This is a genomic window from Providencia sp. PROV114, from assembly GCF_032704305.1.
Classification (GTDB): domain Bacteria; phylum Pseudomonadota; class Gammaproteobacteria; order Enterobacterales; family Enterobacteriaceae; genus Providencia; species Providencia rettgeri.
In genome coordinates this window covers 1,464,892-1,480,629 of record NZ_CP120528.1, presented here as the reverse complement: position 1 = coordinate 1,480,629, position 15,738 = coordinate 1,464,892, and the positions used below count along the sequence as shown (strand labels likewise).

Annotated in this window: 16 protein-coding genes; 5 read left to right on the top strand and 11 right to left on the bottom strand. The window is 41.1% G+C overall.

Annotated elements, in window-relative coordinates; all coding sequences use genetic code 11:
- Both P3L37_RS06370 and P3L37_RS06365 read right to left on the bottom strand, forming a co-directional pair.
- Nucleotides 1-165: a hypothetical protein gene (locus tag P3L37_RS06370; protein WP_164528577.1), complete on the bottom strand. Its 165-nt coding sequence runs from the start codon at nucleotides 163-165 to the stop codon at nucleotides 1-3.
- A gap of 113 nt (nucleotides 166-278) precedes the next feature.
- Nucleotides 279-509: a hypothetical protein gene (locus P3L37_RS06365; RefSeq protein ID WP_109913150.1), complete on the bottom strand. Its 231-nt coding sequence runs from the start codon at nucleotides 507-509 to the stop codon at nucleotides 279-281.
- A gap of 203 nt (nucleotides 510-712) precedes the next feature.
- Between P3L37_RS06365 and P3L37_RS06360 the strand changes: the two genes are divergently transcribed.
- From P3L37_RS06360 to P3L37_RS06345, 4 genes are all read left to right on the top strand, one after another.
- Entirely contained in the window at nucleotides 713-1,399 is a 687-nt protein-coding gene (locus P3L37_RS06360) for an outer membrane protein (RefSeq protein ID WP_004912887.1), read from the top strand.
- 416 nt (nucleotides 1,400-1,815) lie between these two features.
- Nucleotides 1,816-3,090, top strand: coding sequence for an MASE1 domain-containing protein (locus P3L37_RS06355; protein ID WP_109913149.1), 1,275 nt, complete (start codon nucleotides 1,816-1,818; stop codon nucleotides 3,088-3,090).
- A 27-nt stretch (nucleotides 3,091-3,117) separates the two neighbouring features.
- Complete coding sequence (locus P3L37_RS06350; protein ID WP_004912893.1) at nucleotides 3,118-4,419, top strand: HdeD family acid-resistance protein; 1,302 nt, start codon at nucleotides 3,118-3,120, stop codon at nucleotides 4,417-4,419.
- Nucleotides 4,420-4,509: 90 nt separating this feature from the next.
- Entirely contained in the window at nucleotides 4,510-4,842 is a 333-nt protein-coding gene (locus P3L37_RS06345; RefSeq protein WP_371021498.1) for a DMT family transporter, read from the top strand.
- A gap of 307 nt (nucleotides 4,843-5,149) precedes the next feature.
- On the opposite strand, the gene P3L37_RS06340 is transcribed toward P3L37_RS06345, so the two are convergent.
- Genes P3L37_RS06340 through P3L37_RS06320 form a run of 5 tightly spaced genes read right to left on the bottom strand, consistent with a single transcriptional unit; the run spans nucleotide 5,150 to nucleotide 10,635 of the window.
- Entirely contained in the window at nucleotides 5,150-6,289 is a 1,140-nt protein-coding gene (locus tag P3L37_RS06340; RefSeq protein ID WP_110732084.1) for a Gfo/Idh/MocA family protein, read from the bottom strand.
- A gap of 11 nt (nucleotides 6,290-6,300) precedes the next feature.
- Nucleotides 6,301-7,365, bottom strand: a complete 1,065-nt coding sequence (locus P3L37_RS06335; protein ID WP_110732085.1) for a sugar phosphate isomerase/epimerase family protein — start codon at nucleotides 7,363-7,365, stop codon at nucleotides 6,301-6,303.
- Complete coding sequence (locus tag P3L37_RS06330; protein WP_004912903.1) at nucleotides 7,362-8,438, bottom strand: Gfo/Idh/MocA family protein; 1,077 nt, start codon at nucleotides 8,436-8,438, stop codon at nucleotides 7,362-7,364. The genes P3L37_RS06335 and P3L37_RS06330 overlap by 4 nt, the downstream gene beginning before the upstream one ends.
- Before the next feature lies 1 nt (nucleotide 8,439).
- Entirely contained in the window at nucleotides 8,440-9,690 is a 1,251-nt protein-coding gene (locus P3L37_RS06325) for an MFS transporter (protein ID WP_004912906.1), read from the bottom strand.
- 27 nt (nucleotides 9,691-9,717) lie between these two features.
- Nucleotides 9,718-10,635 carry a GNAT family N-acetyltransferase gene (locus P3L37_RS06320; protein WP_110732086.1) on the bottom strand — a complete coding sequence of 306 codons (918 nt, stop codon included), beginning with the start codon at nucleotides 10,633-10,635 and terminating at the stop codon, nucleotides 9,718-9,720.
- A gap of 269 nt (nucleotides 10,636-10,904) precedes the next feature.
- Between P3L37_RS06320 and P3L37_RS06315 the strand changes: the two genes are divergently transcribed.
- On the top strand, nucleotides 10,905-11,885 hold the full coding sequence (locus tag P3L37_RS06315) for a LacI family DNA-binding transcriptional regulator (RefSeq protein WP_004912912.1): 981 nt from the start codon (nucleotides 10,905-10,907) through the stop codon (nucleotides 11,883-11,885).
- Between the two features lies 1 nt (nucleotide 11,886).
- Here the strand turns inward: P3L37_RS06315 and P3L37_RS06310 are convergent, their stop codons facing one another.
- The 4 genes from P3L37_RS06310 to P3L37_RS06295 are packed head-to-tail and all read right to left on the bottom strand — an operon-like array spanning nucleotide 11,887 to nucleotide 15,722.
- On the bottom strand, nucleotides 11,887-12,048 hold the full coding sequence (locus P3L37_RS06310) for a hypothetical protein (protein ID WP_162598875.1): 162 nt from the start codon (nucleotides 12,046-12,048) through the stop codon (nucleotides 11,887-11,889).
- A gap of 14 nt (nucleotides 12,049-12,062) precedes the next feature.
- Nucleotides 12,063-14,033 (bottom strand): Fe(3+)-hydroxamate ABC transporter permease FhuB, encoded by a 1,971-nt coding sequence (gene fhuB / locus P3L37_RS06305; protein WP_110732087.1) that lies wholly within the window; start codon nucleotides 14,031-14,033, stop codon nucleotides 12,063-12,065.
- Entirely contained in the window at nucleotides 14,023-14,949 is a 927-nt protein-coding gene (locus P3L37_RS06300; RefSeq protein ID WP_117162494.1) for an iron-siderophore ABC transporter substrate-binding protein, read from the bottom strand. Before P3L37_RS06300 ends, fhuB begins: the two co-directional genes overlap by 11 nt.
- Nucleotides 14,940-15,722, bottom strand: coding sequence for an ABC transporter ATP-binding protein (locus P3L37_RS06295; RefSeq protein ID WP_109913142.1), 783 nt, complete (start codon nucleotides 15,720-15,722; stop codon nucleotides 14,940-14,942). The genes P3L37_RS06300 and P3L37_RS06295 overlap by 10 nt, the downstream gene beginning before the upstream one ends.
- Nucleotides 15,723-15,738: the final 16 nt, after the last annotated feature.

Below are 15,738 nucleotides of genomic sequence, written 5' to 3'. Positions count from 1 at the left end.
TCATGAGCAATAACGCTCAATAGATAACTCATCTACTCTAGCGCCACCTAGATTTGCCCAAAATGCTATTGTTGAAAGTACATCTTTTTCGCTTGTTGCGACAAAAAGAGTTATGAAAGATGTTTGGTTCCATAAACCACTTGCTTTATAAACCGATTTTTTCATTTTCACCCCAACTAACTACATCTAATAACCTTATGAATAAACGGCCTTATCTCCGCTATAAAATATGTAGTTATATGATGGGAACGATTTTATTTTTTCCAAGTGTGTACGTTTCATACTTTCATCACCTCACACCAATGATTTAATTTATCTCTAAAAAATTCCCGATGTGCTTCAGGTACTTTTTCAATTTCAACCTGTACTCGCTCTCTGTAGATTTTTCGATTTTTCAGTTGCCTAATTAGACTGTTAGCGAATAAATCAAGCTGCTCCAGTTCGCGATATTCTTCTGGCCATAAAGCAGAATTCTGGGGAAGTCCATTAGGTAAATATTTACCTGACATAAACTTGTTTTAAAGTAGCGAGGGATACAACCTCTGTTATTAGAAGATGAAATACTCATTTCATGAAGAATGCGGTAATCCAAGTAACATCTATATCATTTTGTTGAAATAAATTGAACATATCAATCAAATAACTCCCCTTTACTAATAACCACTACCTGCAATAATCCCATCTCGATATAATACACAAAGGAAACTATAACATGACTAAATTACACTTATTATTAGTAATTGCTGTATTTGGAAGTGCAGCTGGAAATGCCTTAGCCTCTACGAATGATGAGGGCTATTATGGTGCTGCAAGGCTCTCGAAGGTATGGCAAAAAGCAGATAATATGGATACCAGTAGTAGACCTGGTATTGGTCAATTTGTCTCGGGTGATGATAAAGATGATTTTTATAATGGCTCTTTAGCTGCTGGCTATCAATTTGGTAATGGTTGGCGTACAGAAGCAGAATATACTTTCAATAAAAAGGCAGAATATACAAGTGGATCAACCACTTTTCCGACCAGCTTGAATCACCATAAAACAGAGTCCCAACGATTAATGCTAAATGCTTACCGTGATTATGAAATTTATCAGGGAGTTTCTATTTATGGAACCGTTGGTGTTGGTATCGCAAAAGTAAAATCGTCTGGATGGCAAGGAAATGTTTCACGTCAATACGCAAGTAACACTGATACAAACTTGGTATATTCTCTCGGTGGCGGCGTCAGCTATGAACCTATTAATAAACTCAATTTTGACTTAGGCTACCGTTATGTGGATCTAGGTAAAATCGAAAGTGGCATGAACCGATTTGCTAATGCTCGAGGCTTACAAGACGAGCAAATGAAAGCACACCTTAAATCTCAAGAAGTTGTATTTGGTGTCAGATACTTATTTTAGTATTTTTATAGTGTTATCTCATTGGTATTGTCTCAAAAATAGCTAACTCTTGTTAGCTATTTTTAATTGTGGTGGACACGCTCAATTTTTGCCATTATTGCTCGGCTACTGCTTTATATAACGTAGGTATCTTTCACGAATAGCTGTCTATGAAAACAACAAGCCGTGTTTTTCTTTTTAAGAAATTCAGATTAGGTGCGCTATTGGCTTTTTCTAGACGCGTAATGTTCATTGAAGTACCTACAGCGCCGAACTCAGAATAAAATAAAAAGTGTCTAAAAATACAGGAAAAAATATAATAATAGCTATACCTCAAGATATCATTTTGATATTTTTTGAAAAGAGAAATGATGTAGACCTTTTCGCATTAAGATAAGGCCAAACATAACTTTATGATGCATAACCTGAAATAAACTATGAAAACATCTTTACTATCAAATAAGACCACGTTAATCGTAATAATAGGATGGCTATTACTTTATTACGTAACAGGTGAAATCTCCGAAATACTGACACCAGAGAACTCAGATATTTCTGTTGTTTGGTTTCCTGCGGGGGTCGCAACAACCGCTTTTTTATGTATGCACAAACGCCAATGGCTACCATTACTGATTGGCTTCATTGTATTAAACTTAATTCTGAATGGCTTTGATAGTGAGCAAATCACCCTTTCACTTATATACGCCGCTCTGGCAGTACTTTCTTGTATTGCTATTGCTTGGATTGTCCGTAGGTATGCTCAACGAGGAGATGATCTGCAACTAATATTGTTATGGCTATCGGCAACAATAATTGTCAGTTTTGCAGATGCAGTTCTATTTTCTATCAGTTTGTATTGGCTTGATAATACATCACTTAATGATATTTTTTGGGATGGTTTTATTGCTGATATTACTGGCAACATCTTTGCCACAACAGTGATTATGGGGCTAATTAATACCCATTTCAAAAGGGTGGTGCCTTCTTTCAAAATTAATATAGTTTGGGGAAGTATTGTTTTTATTCTTCTTATTATTAGCACTATATTAATATTCAATGATACTGCGATACAGATATACCATTCCTATTTTCATCATCATCGTAATACTGCTAAATTATCGCTACTCTGTATCCCTATTTTGCTTGCTGTTACCCTGTCTATGCTGTGGGGAAACAGAGGGGGATCAATAGCACTATTAATACTTGCCACTATTACAATCTATTACACTCGTAATCAGCATGGGCCTTTTTATCTTCATGGCCTATTTCGCCATGAGTCACTGTGGTTAATACAGGGATATTTGACCGTCATATCATTATTAATGGTTTTTTTACGAGTTGTCGCTCGAAGTACTCATAGAATTGATGACACACAAGGAGCTTATAAACCGCAGCACCTAGTATATCAACTTAATCTAGATAATGGTGCTATAGAATGGGGAAATACAGATTGTTCATATCCGAAGGCTGATTTAACAACCCTTTCCGATCTAAGGCAAATTATGGAATCTATTCATCCTGACGACCGAGAAAAACTCGCTCGACATTGGGAGCAAGAGCAAGCTCATACCACTCTTCCAATAATAACCTTTTGTCTGAAAGATAAAGAAGGTCGTTGGTGGAATATAGAAGATCGTGGAAGTGTTATTTTTAGTCATAACAAGCCAGTAATGATTGTTGGGAATTGGTTTATTTTGGGTGAAGTATCCTAAAATTGATGTAATAACAAAGGATAAGTGATGCTACAAATTGCATTATTACTTTTCGGTGCCGAATTTATCAGAGGAAAAGCACATTACCTCTGGGGGATTGGGCTCCTTTGGTGTTTTATTGGTATATTTATTTTCATTGATGGTGTTGATGGTATTCTTTTTTTTCCAATACATTTGTTTGGTATTCTATTGTTACTTGAAAGTCTGATCACATTAAGTGTCGCTTCAAGCGGAATTGGAACACAAAAAACGATACTTTTCTTTAAAGGTGGTCTATTTTTGTTCTGTGCATTGGTTATCTTGATTAATCAAACATATAGCAATGTATTATTGTCAGCAATGTTCGGTTTTGTTTTTTTTATTACCGGATTATTTGTTGTTGCATCAGCTTGGATCGTACGTTTTCCTGGATGGCAATTAATCCTATTATGGGGCGTAATTGAAATGCTGTTTGCCTTTTTTCTGTTTACCCATCACCAAGCAACAATTTCTTTTTTTATCGGTTTTTTGATGATAGGAAGTGGATTTGGATGCCTGAAGTTAGCATTTCGAGCCCGTCATATCCAACGAGGAACATCCATATTTGAACTGATGCGTCCTTTACCTGTGTCGTTTAAGAAAAAAGGGGCAATGCGACCCATAACAGAGACCCCACAATCTTCCACTATAAGTAGAGAAACTGAACAAGATACTATTTTGACTGTTCATATCTGGACCCCCGAAGGCTCCGCAAACCAACGCCCTGTACCACGGCCAATTATTAATCGTTATATTGCGGCTGTTGATTCTGAAGGAGTAATCTCGACGGGGCATGCATCTCTAGAACTCTACCCGCACCTCTATATCAGCTTATACCCTGAAGAAGATATTGATCGTTCTCCATCAGAGTTTTTCAGGCTACTAAAAGCAACCGCTGATAATAATGTTCCGGGGCGTTTCTTGCCTAATTATCAAACTGAAGCATCCGAATGGTGTGAATCTGACAGACAGATTGTTTTCAATGTTTATAACTATGCTTCTTTATTGAGTTTTTGGGAAAAATATCGCCAATACCCTATTTATAACCTAACATACCAAAACTGCTCCAGCAGTGTTGCATATGGTTTGGAGGCTGCATTAGATGGTGTTTTGTCTATGCAAAAGAGAAGTGATTTTATCGGGATTTTAAATGTACTTTGCATGCCAGAGTTATGGATTGCGGCTCAAATTCGTCGGCGTGCACTGATGATGGCATGGACCCCTGGATTAATTATGGATTATGCACGTGCTTTGCGGGCTATTGTACACCCAGTTCCAGTCCCTTGGTATAAACGCTTACTTAGGCGTTGAGTTTCATAGCCATTAGACATTTTTATCTCAAACATAGTTTAAAATTGTCATTTTGGAATGTTTGCTAAATAAGTTAAAGAGGTTTTTATGCTGAAAGTGTACGCAATCTTAATGGTGTCTATCATAGCTGAAACAACCGCGACAACCATGATGAAGGCGTCTGATGGGTTTACTAAGTTGGTACCCAGTATTATTGTCGTTATTGGTTATGCCATTTCTTTTTATGGATTATCCCAAGTTGTAAAAAGTATGAATATTGGTATCGCCTATGCGATATGGGCTGGAGCGGGAATATTTCTTGTTTCAGCATTATCATTTTTTGTTTATAAACAGAAACTTGATTTTCCAGCATTAATTGGTCTAGCATGCATTGCGCTGGGAATTGTTATTATCCAGCTGTTCTCTAAATCAATTACTCATTGAGTGTCGAAATTATTCAACAAGAATGGATTAAATAACGACATTAAGTTGCACACGTAACAAGATACATACCGACATTGAAACATTTTTTGTTACACCACGCTGGTGGTGTAACATCACTAGGAGAGGTATCCTCTCCTTTTAACTGATTCTATCAAGCAGTATAGCTTTCCGGTTCACTCCCCCTCGTCGCTTTTGCTTATCCGTATTACAAAGAAAAAATCATTATTACAGCCTCTGTGCCGAAATATATTTCATAAAGGTTATAGATTATACCAACTCATTAACCTCAGACCATCCATCGCAGAGATTATGATGAGCAACGATATTGCGTAAAATCAATCCATTGACCGCAGCTATCATGGCTACGTTTTGCGGCATCAATAAATGCCATCCCCTGTAGGCCAGTTTCAATACCTGGTAATAACGGTGATGCACGGCTTCCCTCGCGTAAACGAGTTGCCGCCTCACGATAAACCTGAGCAAAACCCTCTAAATATCCTTCGGGATGCCCGGCTGGAACCCTTGACATCGCACGGTTTTCCTCCCATTGAGACATTGATCCCCGTGTCACACAATACATTGGCGAATCAAACGGTTTTAACCATAACTGGTTAGGATTTTCTTGGGAAAATGAAAGACTCCCTTGGCTGCCATATATGCGTAGTCGCAGCCTGTTTTCTTCACCACAGGCCACTTGGCTCGCCCATAGACGCCCTTTTGCTCCGTTGTGATAACGCATTTGCACACGCACATCATCATCTAGCACTCTTTCAGGGATCATTGATGTGAGTTCCGCACAAATGGCCTCTGGCAACATCCCTGTGACAAATGAAGCTAACTGCCACGCATGAGTACCGATATCGCCGATACAGCCCGCTCCCGCTTTTTGTGGATCGGTACGCCAACTCGCTTGCTTGTTTTCAGTTTCCTCTAATCGTGTTGCTAGCCATTGCTGCAAATACTCCACTTCAATATAACGAATTTCGCCTAGTTCCCCTGCTAATATCCGGCTGCGCGCTTCGCGAATTAGCGGATAAGCACTGTAATTATGCGTGAGAATCAGTTGCCTACCCGTTTCTCTCACAACATCGGCAAGCTGCAAAGCTTCTGAGTATGATGTACACAATGGCTTATCACAGATCACGTCGATACCTGAGCGCAAAAATTCAACGGCAATAGGGGCATGCAAGTGATTAGGCGTGACAATCGCAACCACATCAATGCCATTACCACGTGCCGCCTCGCTTTGCGCCATTTGCTGATAGCTAGCGTAGCATCGTTCAGGCGCAAGGTGCAGCCGTTGCCCTGTACGTTGACAATTTTGCTCGTTCGAAGAAAATGCGCCTGCGACTAACTCAAACTCATCATCCATACGAGCCGCTAATCGATGCACTGCACCAATAAATGCACCTTCCCCACCTCCAACCATTCCCAGCTTTAGTCTCATCGCCTTATCCTTTATTTATCACTCACGATCCCAAGTAACGCTCTGATTTGTTGAAGATTAGTATCTACCGCTGCAAAATCATCAAAGGCATGATCAACCGCTGGAATAATATGATTGGCGATAAAATCAGCTCCCTCTTTCGCCCCGACATCTGGAGATTTAAGGCAACACTCCCATTCCATTGTGGCGATACCGGAAAAACCGTACTGGGTTAATTTGCTGAAAATAGAGACAAAATCAATCTGGCCATCCCCTAACGAACGAAAACGCCCTGCGCGCTCAACCCATGATTGATAGCCACCATAGACACCGCTACGGCCATTTGGTGAATATTCCGCATCTTTGACATGAAATGCGCGAATGCGTTGGTGATAGCAATCAATAAACGCGAGATAATCCATTTGCTGGAGCAATAAATGGCTTGGGTCGTAGAGAATATGGCAACGCGGGTGGTTATCGACAAGGCCGAGAAAACGCTCAAATGTCACGCCATCGTGTAAGTCTTCCCCTGGATGCAACTCGTAACACACATCAACGCCACACTCGTCAAACACATTCAGAATAGGCAACCAACGCAGCGCAAGTTCAGCAAATGCTTCATCAAACAGTTGTGCATTGTGAGGGGGCCAAGGGTAAAAATAAGGCCACGCCAGCGCGCCTGAGAAAGTCACGTGCGTAGTTAGCTTTAGGTGCTGCGAGGCTTTTGCCGCTTTGATGAGTTGCTCTACCGCCCACTGCTGGCGCTTTTGAGGATTACCTCTAACACTCGCTGGGGCAAAACCATCAAAAACCGTGTCATACGCTGGATGTACCGCAATTAATTGGCCTTGTATATGGGTCGATAACTCACTGACCTGAATACCATATTGCTGTAACATGGCAACCAGCTCATCGCAATAAGTTTGGCTTGTGGCGGCCAAATCTAAATCAAAGATATGTGGGTCGATCGTTGGCACTTGGATATGGGTAAAACCTAGGCTTGATGCCCATTCAGCGAGGCCTTCTAATGAGTTAAAAGGGGCTTTTTCGCCAATAAATTGTGCCAAAAAGATACCGGGGCCTTGGATTGTTTTCATGACTCACTCCCTAAAATCACGGTGCGCTGTGTACGCACAGCTTCATCCGCAGCAAGAACAATTCGCAAGCTATTGAGTGCGTCTTGTAAATGCTGTTCTAATGAAAATTGTTCCGTAATCGCTTGAACAAAATAACGTTGTTCACTTAGGCATAGCGCCAAATGGCCTGGCTCGTCTTGGCAGTCAACCCAACGGTCGGGATGCTTAAAGGCATTGTTTTTATCAAGCTCTGCATAGTGAATACGTAAAGAGTCAGTGCGCGTGTGCCCATCGACATTATCACTATTTCCCTCTCCATGGCGAGCCATTATCGAAACCGCACCTCGAGGGCCTATGACATCTTTGATAAAATACGCCGTTTCGCTGATCATTGGCCCCCAAGCCGCCTCATACCAACCCACTGAGCCATCATCAAAACGAACCTGTAATTGACCATAGTTATACATGTTGTCTGGTAATTCATCGGTCAATCTTGCGCCAATAGCGCTGACACTCACTGGTTGAGCTTGTGTCATTTGGCACATCACATCTAAATAATGAACGCCGCAGTCAACTATCGGTGATAGTGATTGCATCAAGTTACGGTGTACATTCCACATCTGACCATGGCTTTGTTGATTCAAATTCATTCTCATCACTAATGGCTTACCCAGCTCATGAGCTAGATGAATGAATTGTTGCCACGATGGGTGATGACGCAAAATATAACCGACCACCACTTGTCGATGGGCTTGTTTAGCCGCAGCAATGACACGCTTAGCCCCTTCAACCGTAGTGGCTAATGGCTTTTCAATAAACACATGACAGCCTGCCTTGAGTGCTAGCAATGCATAAGCTTCATGAGTATCAGGGTATGTGGTTAAGCAAACCGCATCTGGTTGCGTTGCTTTTAATGCCTGTTCGTAATTATCAAACGTGGCATATTCACCACCTAAATGTTCATTGAGAATGTCTTTTGAATGACCACGAGCCACCAGCCCGCAGATATCAACCCCTTCCATTCGGTGGTAAGCCTCTGCATGAGAGGCTCCCATATTGCCGCAACCAACGACTAAGACGCGTAAATTAGCCATCTTATTTCCCCTCCACTGGCTTTTCTTTATAGTTGAACGCGAAGAAGAACAATGCGGCAATCAGTAACGCACCTATCGCTGGGTACCACCAGAAACTTTGCCATTGTGGCAGAGCCGCTGCGCCTTCCGTTGTAACAATGCTATTGAACAGCATGCCACTGATTTGTGAACCAATTAACATCCCCACGCCATAGGTAAACAAAACCAACAAGCTCTGCGCCTGCCCTTTTACTTTCTCGCCAGCAACTTTGTCTGTATAGATAAAACCAATAACAAAGAAGAAGTCATAGCACATACCATGTAAGAAAATGCCGATATAAATCATCCAGCGCAGTTCTTCAGCGATCCCTAAGGCAAACATGACATAACGTAAGCACCAAGACAGCATCCCAATGAGTAACATCACTTTAATGCCAAGACGCGCAAAGAAGAAGGGTATCAATAACATAAAGAACAGTTCTGACATCTGCCCTAAAGACATCACGCCACCAACGTTAGTAAACCCTGTCGCTGCAACAAATGGCGCCGCATAGGCATAGTAAGCCGCCAATGGGATGGAGATCAGCATTGCACAAATGATGAAAACTAAGAAATGACGTTGCTTAAGCATGGCAAACGCATCCGCACATAACAAGTCGCGCATTGCTACAGGCTTACCCCGTTCTGGTGCTGGCGTGTGTGGTAATGTAAAGCTGTAAATCGCTAATACCAACGAAGCCGCTGCCGCCAAGGTAAAAATTTCTGTACTATCTGATAACCCTGTTGAACCGACAATCAACCCCGCGACAATCCAACCAAATGTACCGAATGCACGCACAACTGGGAACGCTTTCTCACTGTTCGGTAAACTATAAAAGGCAACGTTGTTACTAAGAGCAATAGTTGGCATATAGCAAAGCATATAACCAAAGATTATCCATAATAGACCGCTATGACCCCCCGTAAAGTAACTTGGGATCATCCATAATAAAGCAGCACCGATGAGATGCAGCACGCCAAGCACTTTTTGTGATGCAAAGAAACGGTCAACCACCATCCCTAGTACAAAAGGAGATAAAATAGAGGCGATGGGTCCTGTCGAATAAGCATCACCAATAATTGCTGATAAGCCATATTTCCCCATGACAACCCCTAGCGTGACATACCATGCCCCCCACACAAAAAATTGAAGGAACATCATTAACGCCAATCGCGGTACTACCCATACATGGGCAGTATTTTTACCGCCTTGAGCAAGACTATTTGTACCCATAAGACCCCCAATAATTTCTATTTTTTATTAGCCACTTTCAGGTAAAAAGGACGGCATAACCACGCCGCTTGGTTTCTGCGCATAACCTTTGGCTTGCGCAAGATGCAGTTCACAAATTCGACCGCCCCATCGCAATAGCGCTTGGCATAGTGCGCTTCGCTCTGTGGGAACTAAAACTACTGGCGTCGCACCACGATGATGTTTGTCTAACATCCAACCGAGTAAATCCAGCGCTACCTCATCACGATAGCTGCAGCCGGGTCCTAGCATCCTCGATGCGGGGTGTGCGATAGAGGCAAGATAACCTTCGATGCGCTGGTTATGCTCCCAGACTGCAATTCGCCATAACCCGCTGGTGTCATTCAAAAAATATTCAATATCCCGCTGACGACTAATACCCAATAAATCCGCTTCCAATTGTAAAATAGCCGGTAAGTCTTCGGTTCGAGCATCTCGCACAATTCCTTCGGTCAAACGAGGGAGATTTACGCCTTGCTCTGGTACTGAAATCGCCATATCTTGGTAAATTGCATAAGGTGTAAAACCGCCGCGGCGATAAAGAGAATAAGAGTCTAAATTCAGGGCACTTGAAATTAAGCGAATGGGGATATTTCCTGCTAATTCATCTGCTTTGGACAATAATTTCTTTGCAATACCCTGTCCAAATGCATTGGGATGGACATTCATAATCCCAAGACCCAAATGGGTTTCTCGTGGGTGAAAAAAACACGAGCCAAGAATATTAAGTTGTGAATCACGGGCTACCCAGTGGTAGTCGGGATCAAGTTGTTGGTATACATCAACAAATAAATGGCACTCTTCAGGCGCAGACTGAAATATTTCGCCTAAACCATGTTGCTGATACCAGACATTCGTTGAGTGATAAATCAAATGCGCGACTTCACTCCGATCAGTGTATTTCGCAAGTTGTAGTTGTATATCCATTCAATACCTCTCATGTTTTATTGTTTATAAAATGAGGCTTTTCACTAAATGGCAGCTAAACTCCAAAATGAAATCGATTACATTTTTACTGAAATCGATTTCATTTATAAAATATAGCCAAATTGTTTCTTTCAGCAACTAGCTGAATGGTTCAATAATGACCTAAAAGATAAATTTGCAATCTGCATCACAAGTTGCTTGTATCAATCGTACTTTTCATCACGATGTTGCATACTGTGCATGGCAATAGACAAAAGGAAAAGTGAACAATGTCGATAGAAAAAGTGGCGAAAATCGCAGGAGTCTCTGCCGCAACGGTTTCACGGGTATTGAATGATCAACATATTGTCAAACCGGCAACTCGCGATAAAGTTCTCGCCGCCATCGCTCAGTGTAATTATCAGCCTAATTTATTAGCACGCCAACTACGCACCTCGCGTAGTCGCATGCTATTAGTGTTGGTGTCTAATATCACTAACCCCTTTTGTTCACTGGTTGTACGAGGTATTGAAGAAGAAGCGGAACGCCACGGCTATCATATTTTGTTATGTAATTCTGAATCCAATCCAACGCGTGAATCCGCTTATCTGAGTTTACTCAGAGGTAAGGTTGTTGATGGCGTCATCACTATGGATGCAGTGAGTTGTTTGCCGGGACTTACTGATATGATTGGGGATTTTCCGTGGGTGCAGTGTGGTGAGGGGGATCCTGAATTTCGTGCGTCTTCGGTTACTATTGATAATTTACAAGCCGCTAGCGCTGGCGTTTATCATTTAGCAGCGAAAAATCGCCAACGCATTGCATTAATTAACAGTGATATGCGTTACCTCTATTCGCAGCAACGGGAACAAGGGTATCGAAAGGCCCTCGCTGAACTTGGCTTTGAGTATTGTAAAATCGAATATGTAGAAGAATTAGATTACACCGCGGGGGCGAAGGCCATGGAAAAGTTACTGCAAAATGCGCCCAAACCCGATGCCGTATTCGCGATTTCTGATGTCATTGCAGGCGGTGCAATGAGTGTTTTGCATCAGCAAGGTTGGCATATTCCGAATGATATTGCCGTGTTAGGGTTTGATGGTGTGCCCTTCGGTCAAGTAACTACGCCGCCATTAAGTACTATTGTACAGCCGATGCATCAATTTGGCATCCGTAGCGTTCAACTGCTTCTCAATAAAATTAAGCACCCGAAACTCGATGACAGCCATGAAATCCTCGAATGGCAATTAATTGAGCGTGGCTCAACTTAACTCACCTTTTTATTTCCATTCTGGAGCTGTGATATTGAAATAATACGGATAAGATAAATACTACTATTTTCTTTTCGTATTTATATTTTTTTATGGCCATAGCGATATGACCTGACTTATCAATATTAGTTAGGTCTCCTTGAATAGCGATTTGGCTAGCCATATTTATACCATAAATTATGACTTGATTTTATTCATCGCCATCAGCAATAAAAAATACCCACCACCTAAAATAGCGACAAATATTCCAGCAGCTATCTGTGTTGGATAAATAATAATTTGTCCTAGCCAATCTGCCCAAACCATTAATATACTGCCGATCAACCCACTAATAATAAGTTGTTGTTTCGCCTTTTTAGCGCCAACTAAAAAAGCCATATGGGGTGCAACTAAACCAAGAAATGCAATAGGGCCAACAGTAGAAGTGACAAAAGCACACAATAATGCAACTAAGATTAATAGCAATATAGTCGCTAATTGTGAATTTAGTCCTCTTCCCTGTGCAAATGACCGACTAATTGATAATAAAACTAGCCAACGATTTAACGTGATCGCTAATATAGCTAACACAACAATACTGATTGAAAAAATAATGGCCTGTTGCCCTTCCACACGATAAGTTGACCCTGAAAGCCATAATAATATCCGATAGCTACTCAATGTACCTTGAGCTAAAAAGAACTGAACAAAAGCTTCTAACGTTGCCGTTAGGCAGATCCCTGTCAAAATTAAGCTTGCTGGTGCGTATTGATGTCGTTTACCTAGGTACAACAATAGCCCTAATACAATCAGGCTCCCGATTAAAGCAATACCCCAAAATGAGGTTTGAATAGCAGTGCCTAATAGTAAACTAAATAGAACAAGTGCCGCTGTAGCACCTGAAGAAACCCCTAAAATATCTGGGCTGGCCAACGGGTTATAAATAATTCTTTGTAATAAAACGCCTGCAATACTCAATGCTAAGCCAGAGAATATAGCCGCTAATAAACGAGGCCATTTAATATCCCATTGAAAACTTGATGGCAGTTGCCAATAATATTGTTCACCATTCGTTTGTAAGCAAAGTGAAAATACAACTCCACTTGCTAACAATAAAATAAGAATACATACCGTGGTTTTGGAAAGTATTATTTTTGTTGGTAATAACCCTATCGATAATTGATCTTGGGCTGTCATTGCTCGGCGGCTAAACCAGATCAATAAAGGAGCGCCAATAGCAGCAGTCATTACCCCCGTAGGAACCACAATATTAAGGTAGTTTGTTAGTGCGATAGCCCCGCTGTCTGCAAGAAGCAATAAAATCGCGCCTACAACTGCACTGTTTAATAGCTCTTGCCTTGCACTCATATTCGCCATTCGCCGTACTATATTTGGGGCTAATAAACCAATAAAACTAATAACCCCTACAGTTGAAATAGTCGCCGCCACTAACCAAGATGCTAAAACAATAAAAAGTAAGAAAGTAGGTAAAACGGATAAGCCACGAGCTTTAGCCCCCTCATGACCTAATTTCAATAATGTCAAAATACGAGGTGCAAAACAGATAATAATAATGATAGGGAACAATAAAGGTAATAAACCAACCACTTTTTGCCAGCCATCTTGCGCTAGATTTCCTGCTCCCCACATAAAAATGTTTTGTGCAAATTGAGAATTTAATGTAATTAATGCAGTCGCTATAGCACCAAACAAAATATTGATGACCATTCCCGAAACAACCAACGGAATGCCTGTCATATTGCGAATACCTGCAATTAATATTACCAACCCAAATGCAAGTAATGCTCCCACCATCGCAGCTAGCGTTTGATATAACCCAATCTCATTACTAAACCAAATATTAACTACCACTAATGCTAACCAAGCACCGGATGATGAACCTAAGGTCAGTGGTGAAGTAAGATTATTTTGTGTTAATTGCTGCATCAAACTGCCCAATAAACCAAAAGTCGCGCCCACTAATAATGCCATAGCAAGGCGTGGTAATTGGCCATATAAATAAAAATAATCAGCAAACGTATCGGCTGAAGCAGGATGAATAATTAAAAATAATTGTTGACTGAGTATAACCCCAGGTTCGAGCTGAAGATTAATCAGCGCAAATACCATTAATACAAAAAATAGTATTGAGTACTGTTTAGTTGTCATTATGAGGAGCAACCTGTAATAAGCTTTCTGTTAATGCTTCCGCCATTAATTGCAAGGAGAATACACCACCATAATTCCAAACGGGACGAACACTATTTACCCGCCCTTGCTTAACAAAGGGCATCGACTGCCATAAAATAGAATCATTTAGTTTTTTTTCTTCTACAAATGGTTTGATATATAACACGTACCCGTCATTAATAAATTGTAATGAATTTATTCGTCTCTGTTCTATTCCCCAAGCACGTGCGGGAACTAAAATTGCGGGCTTTAATGCAAGCTGTTCAAGAACATAATTTAGCGTTGAGTTCTCAGTATAAAGAAAAATAGTGCTTAAACTTGAAAACCGGATAACAGCAATATCTGGTTTCGTGGAAAAAGCTCGTTCAAGCTGTGATCTTAATTCAGCAAAACGTTTATCCATTTTCATTAGATATTCATCAGCAAAAGAGGTCTTGTCAAATAAGCGAGCCAACGTTTTAAAATGCGCAATGGCTACAAGCCCTGAGTCATCTTGGCGTGCAAAATTTGATAAATAAACGACTGGCGCTATTTTTTCCAATAAAGGCAGTAAATCTTCTTGCGCGCTACTTGCAATAATAACATCAGGTTTCAATGCGGCAATTTGCTCTAAATTAGGTTCAGCCCGGGTTCCTACCTCTTTGACTGAAGAAGGAACAACAGGGTCAACAACCCATTGCTGGTAACTCTCTAATTCCGTGGCGCCAACAGGTGTGACTTCAAGGGTTAATAGCTGCTCCAGTAAATCCCAATCTAAAACCACAACACGCTGAGGCGGCGAATTGAACTCGATAATGCCACGACTGTCCGTAACAGAATAAGCCCGTGTATAAAATGAGCATAATAATGTACTTGTTAATAAAATAAGGCCAAGCAAATTGACTTTTAAGCGCATACGATAGCAACCCTATGATGTTCTGACTCTGGAAAATTAGGGTGTGGTATTAACTTAATCGGGGTATCGTAAAGTGACGATAGCCTTGCTTCATCATGAAGAAGAACACTTTTTCCCTCAAATTCTATTTTCCCTTTTTTTAATGCCACGATGTGTGTTGCATACCGTAAAGAAAGGTTGAGGTCATGAAGGATCACAATCACACCAATCCCATGAACTTTATTAAGCTCACTCAATAAATTCATTAACTGGTATTGATGGTGAATATCTAATGCAGAAGTCGGTTCATCCAGTATTAAAACTGGTGATTGTTGAGCAAGTAACATGGCAACCCATGCGCGCTGGCGCTCTCCACCAGACAAGTTGTCTGCTAAGTTCGCGGAAAACCCCTCAACCCCAGCTTTCTCCATCGCTTGTTGGATAATAATTTCATCGTCAGCTTGCCAGCGACCAAGTGCACCTCGCCACGGAAAACGCCCTAACCGCACAAGTTCTTTCACAGACAGCCCCGCTGAGGCTGGCAGTTTTTGTGGTAAATATGCGATTTTTTGCGCTAATTCTTTCGTTTTATATTGAGAAAGACTCGTGCCATTTAAATCAATTTGCCCGCTATCCGGTGCCATCTGCCCAGAAAGGAGATTAACCAGTGTAGATTTTCCTGAACCATTATGACCAAGAACCACTGTGAGTTCTGTTGTGGGTATATTTAACGAATCTATAGATAAAATAGAACGATGATCGCGAACGATATTAATATTTGCTAATCGAAACATAGAAAGGACTCAAGGC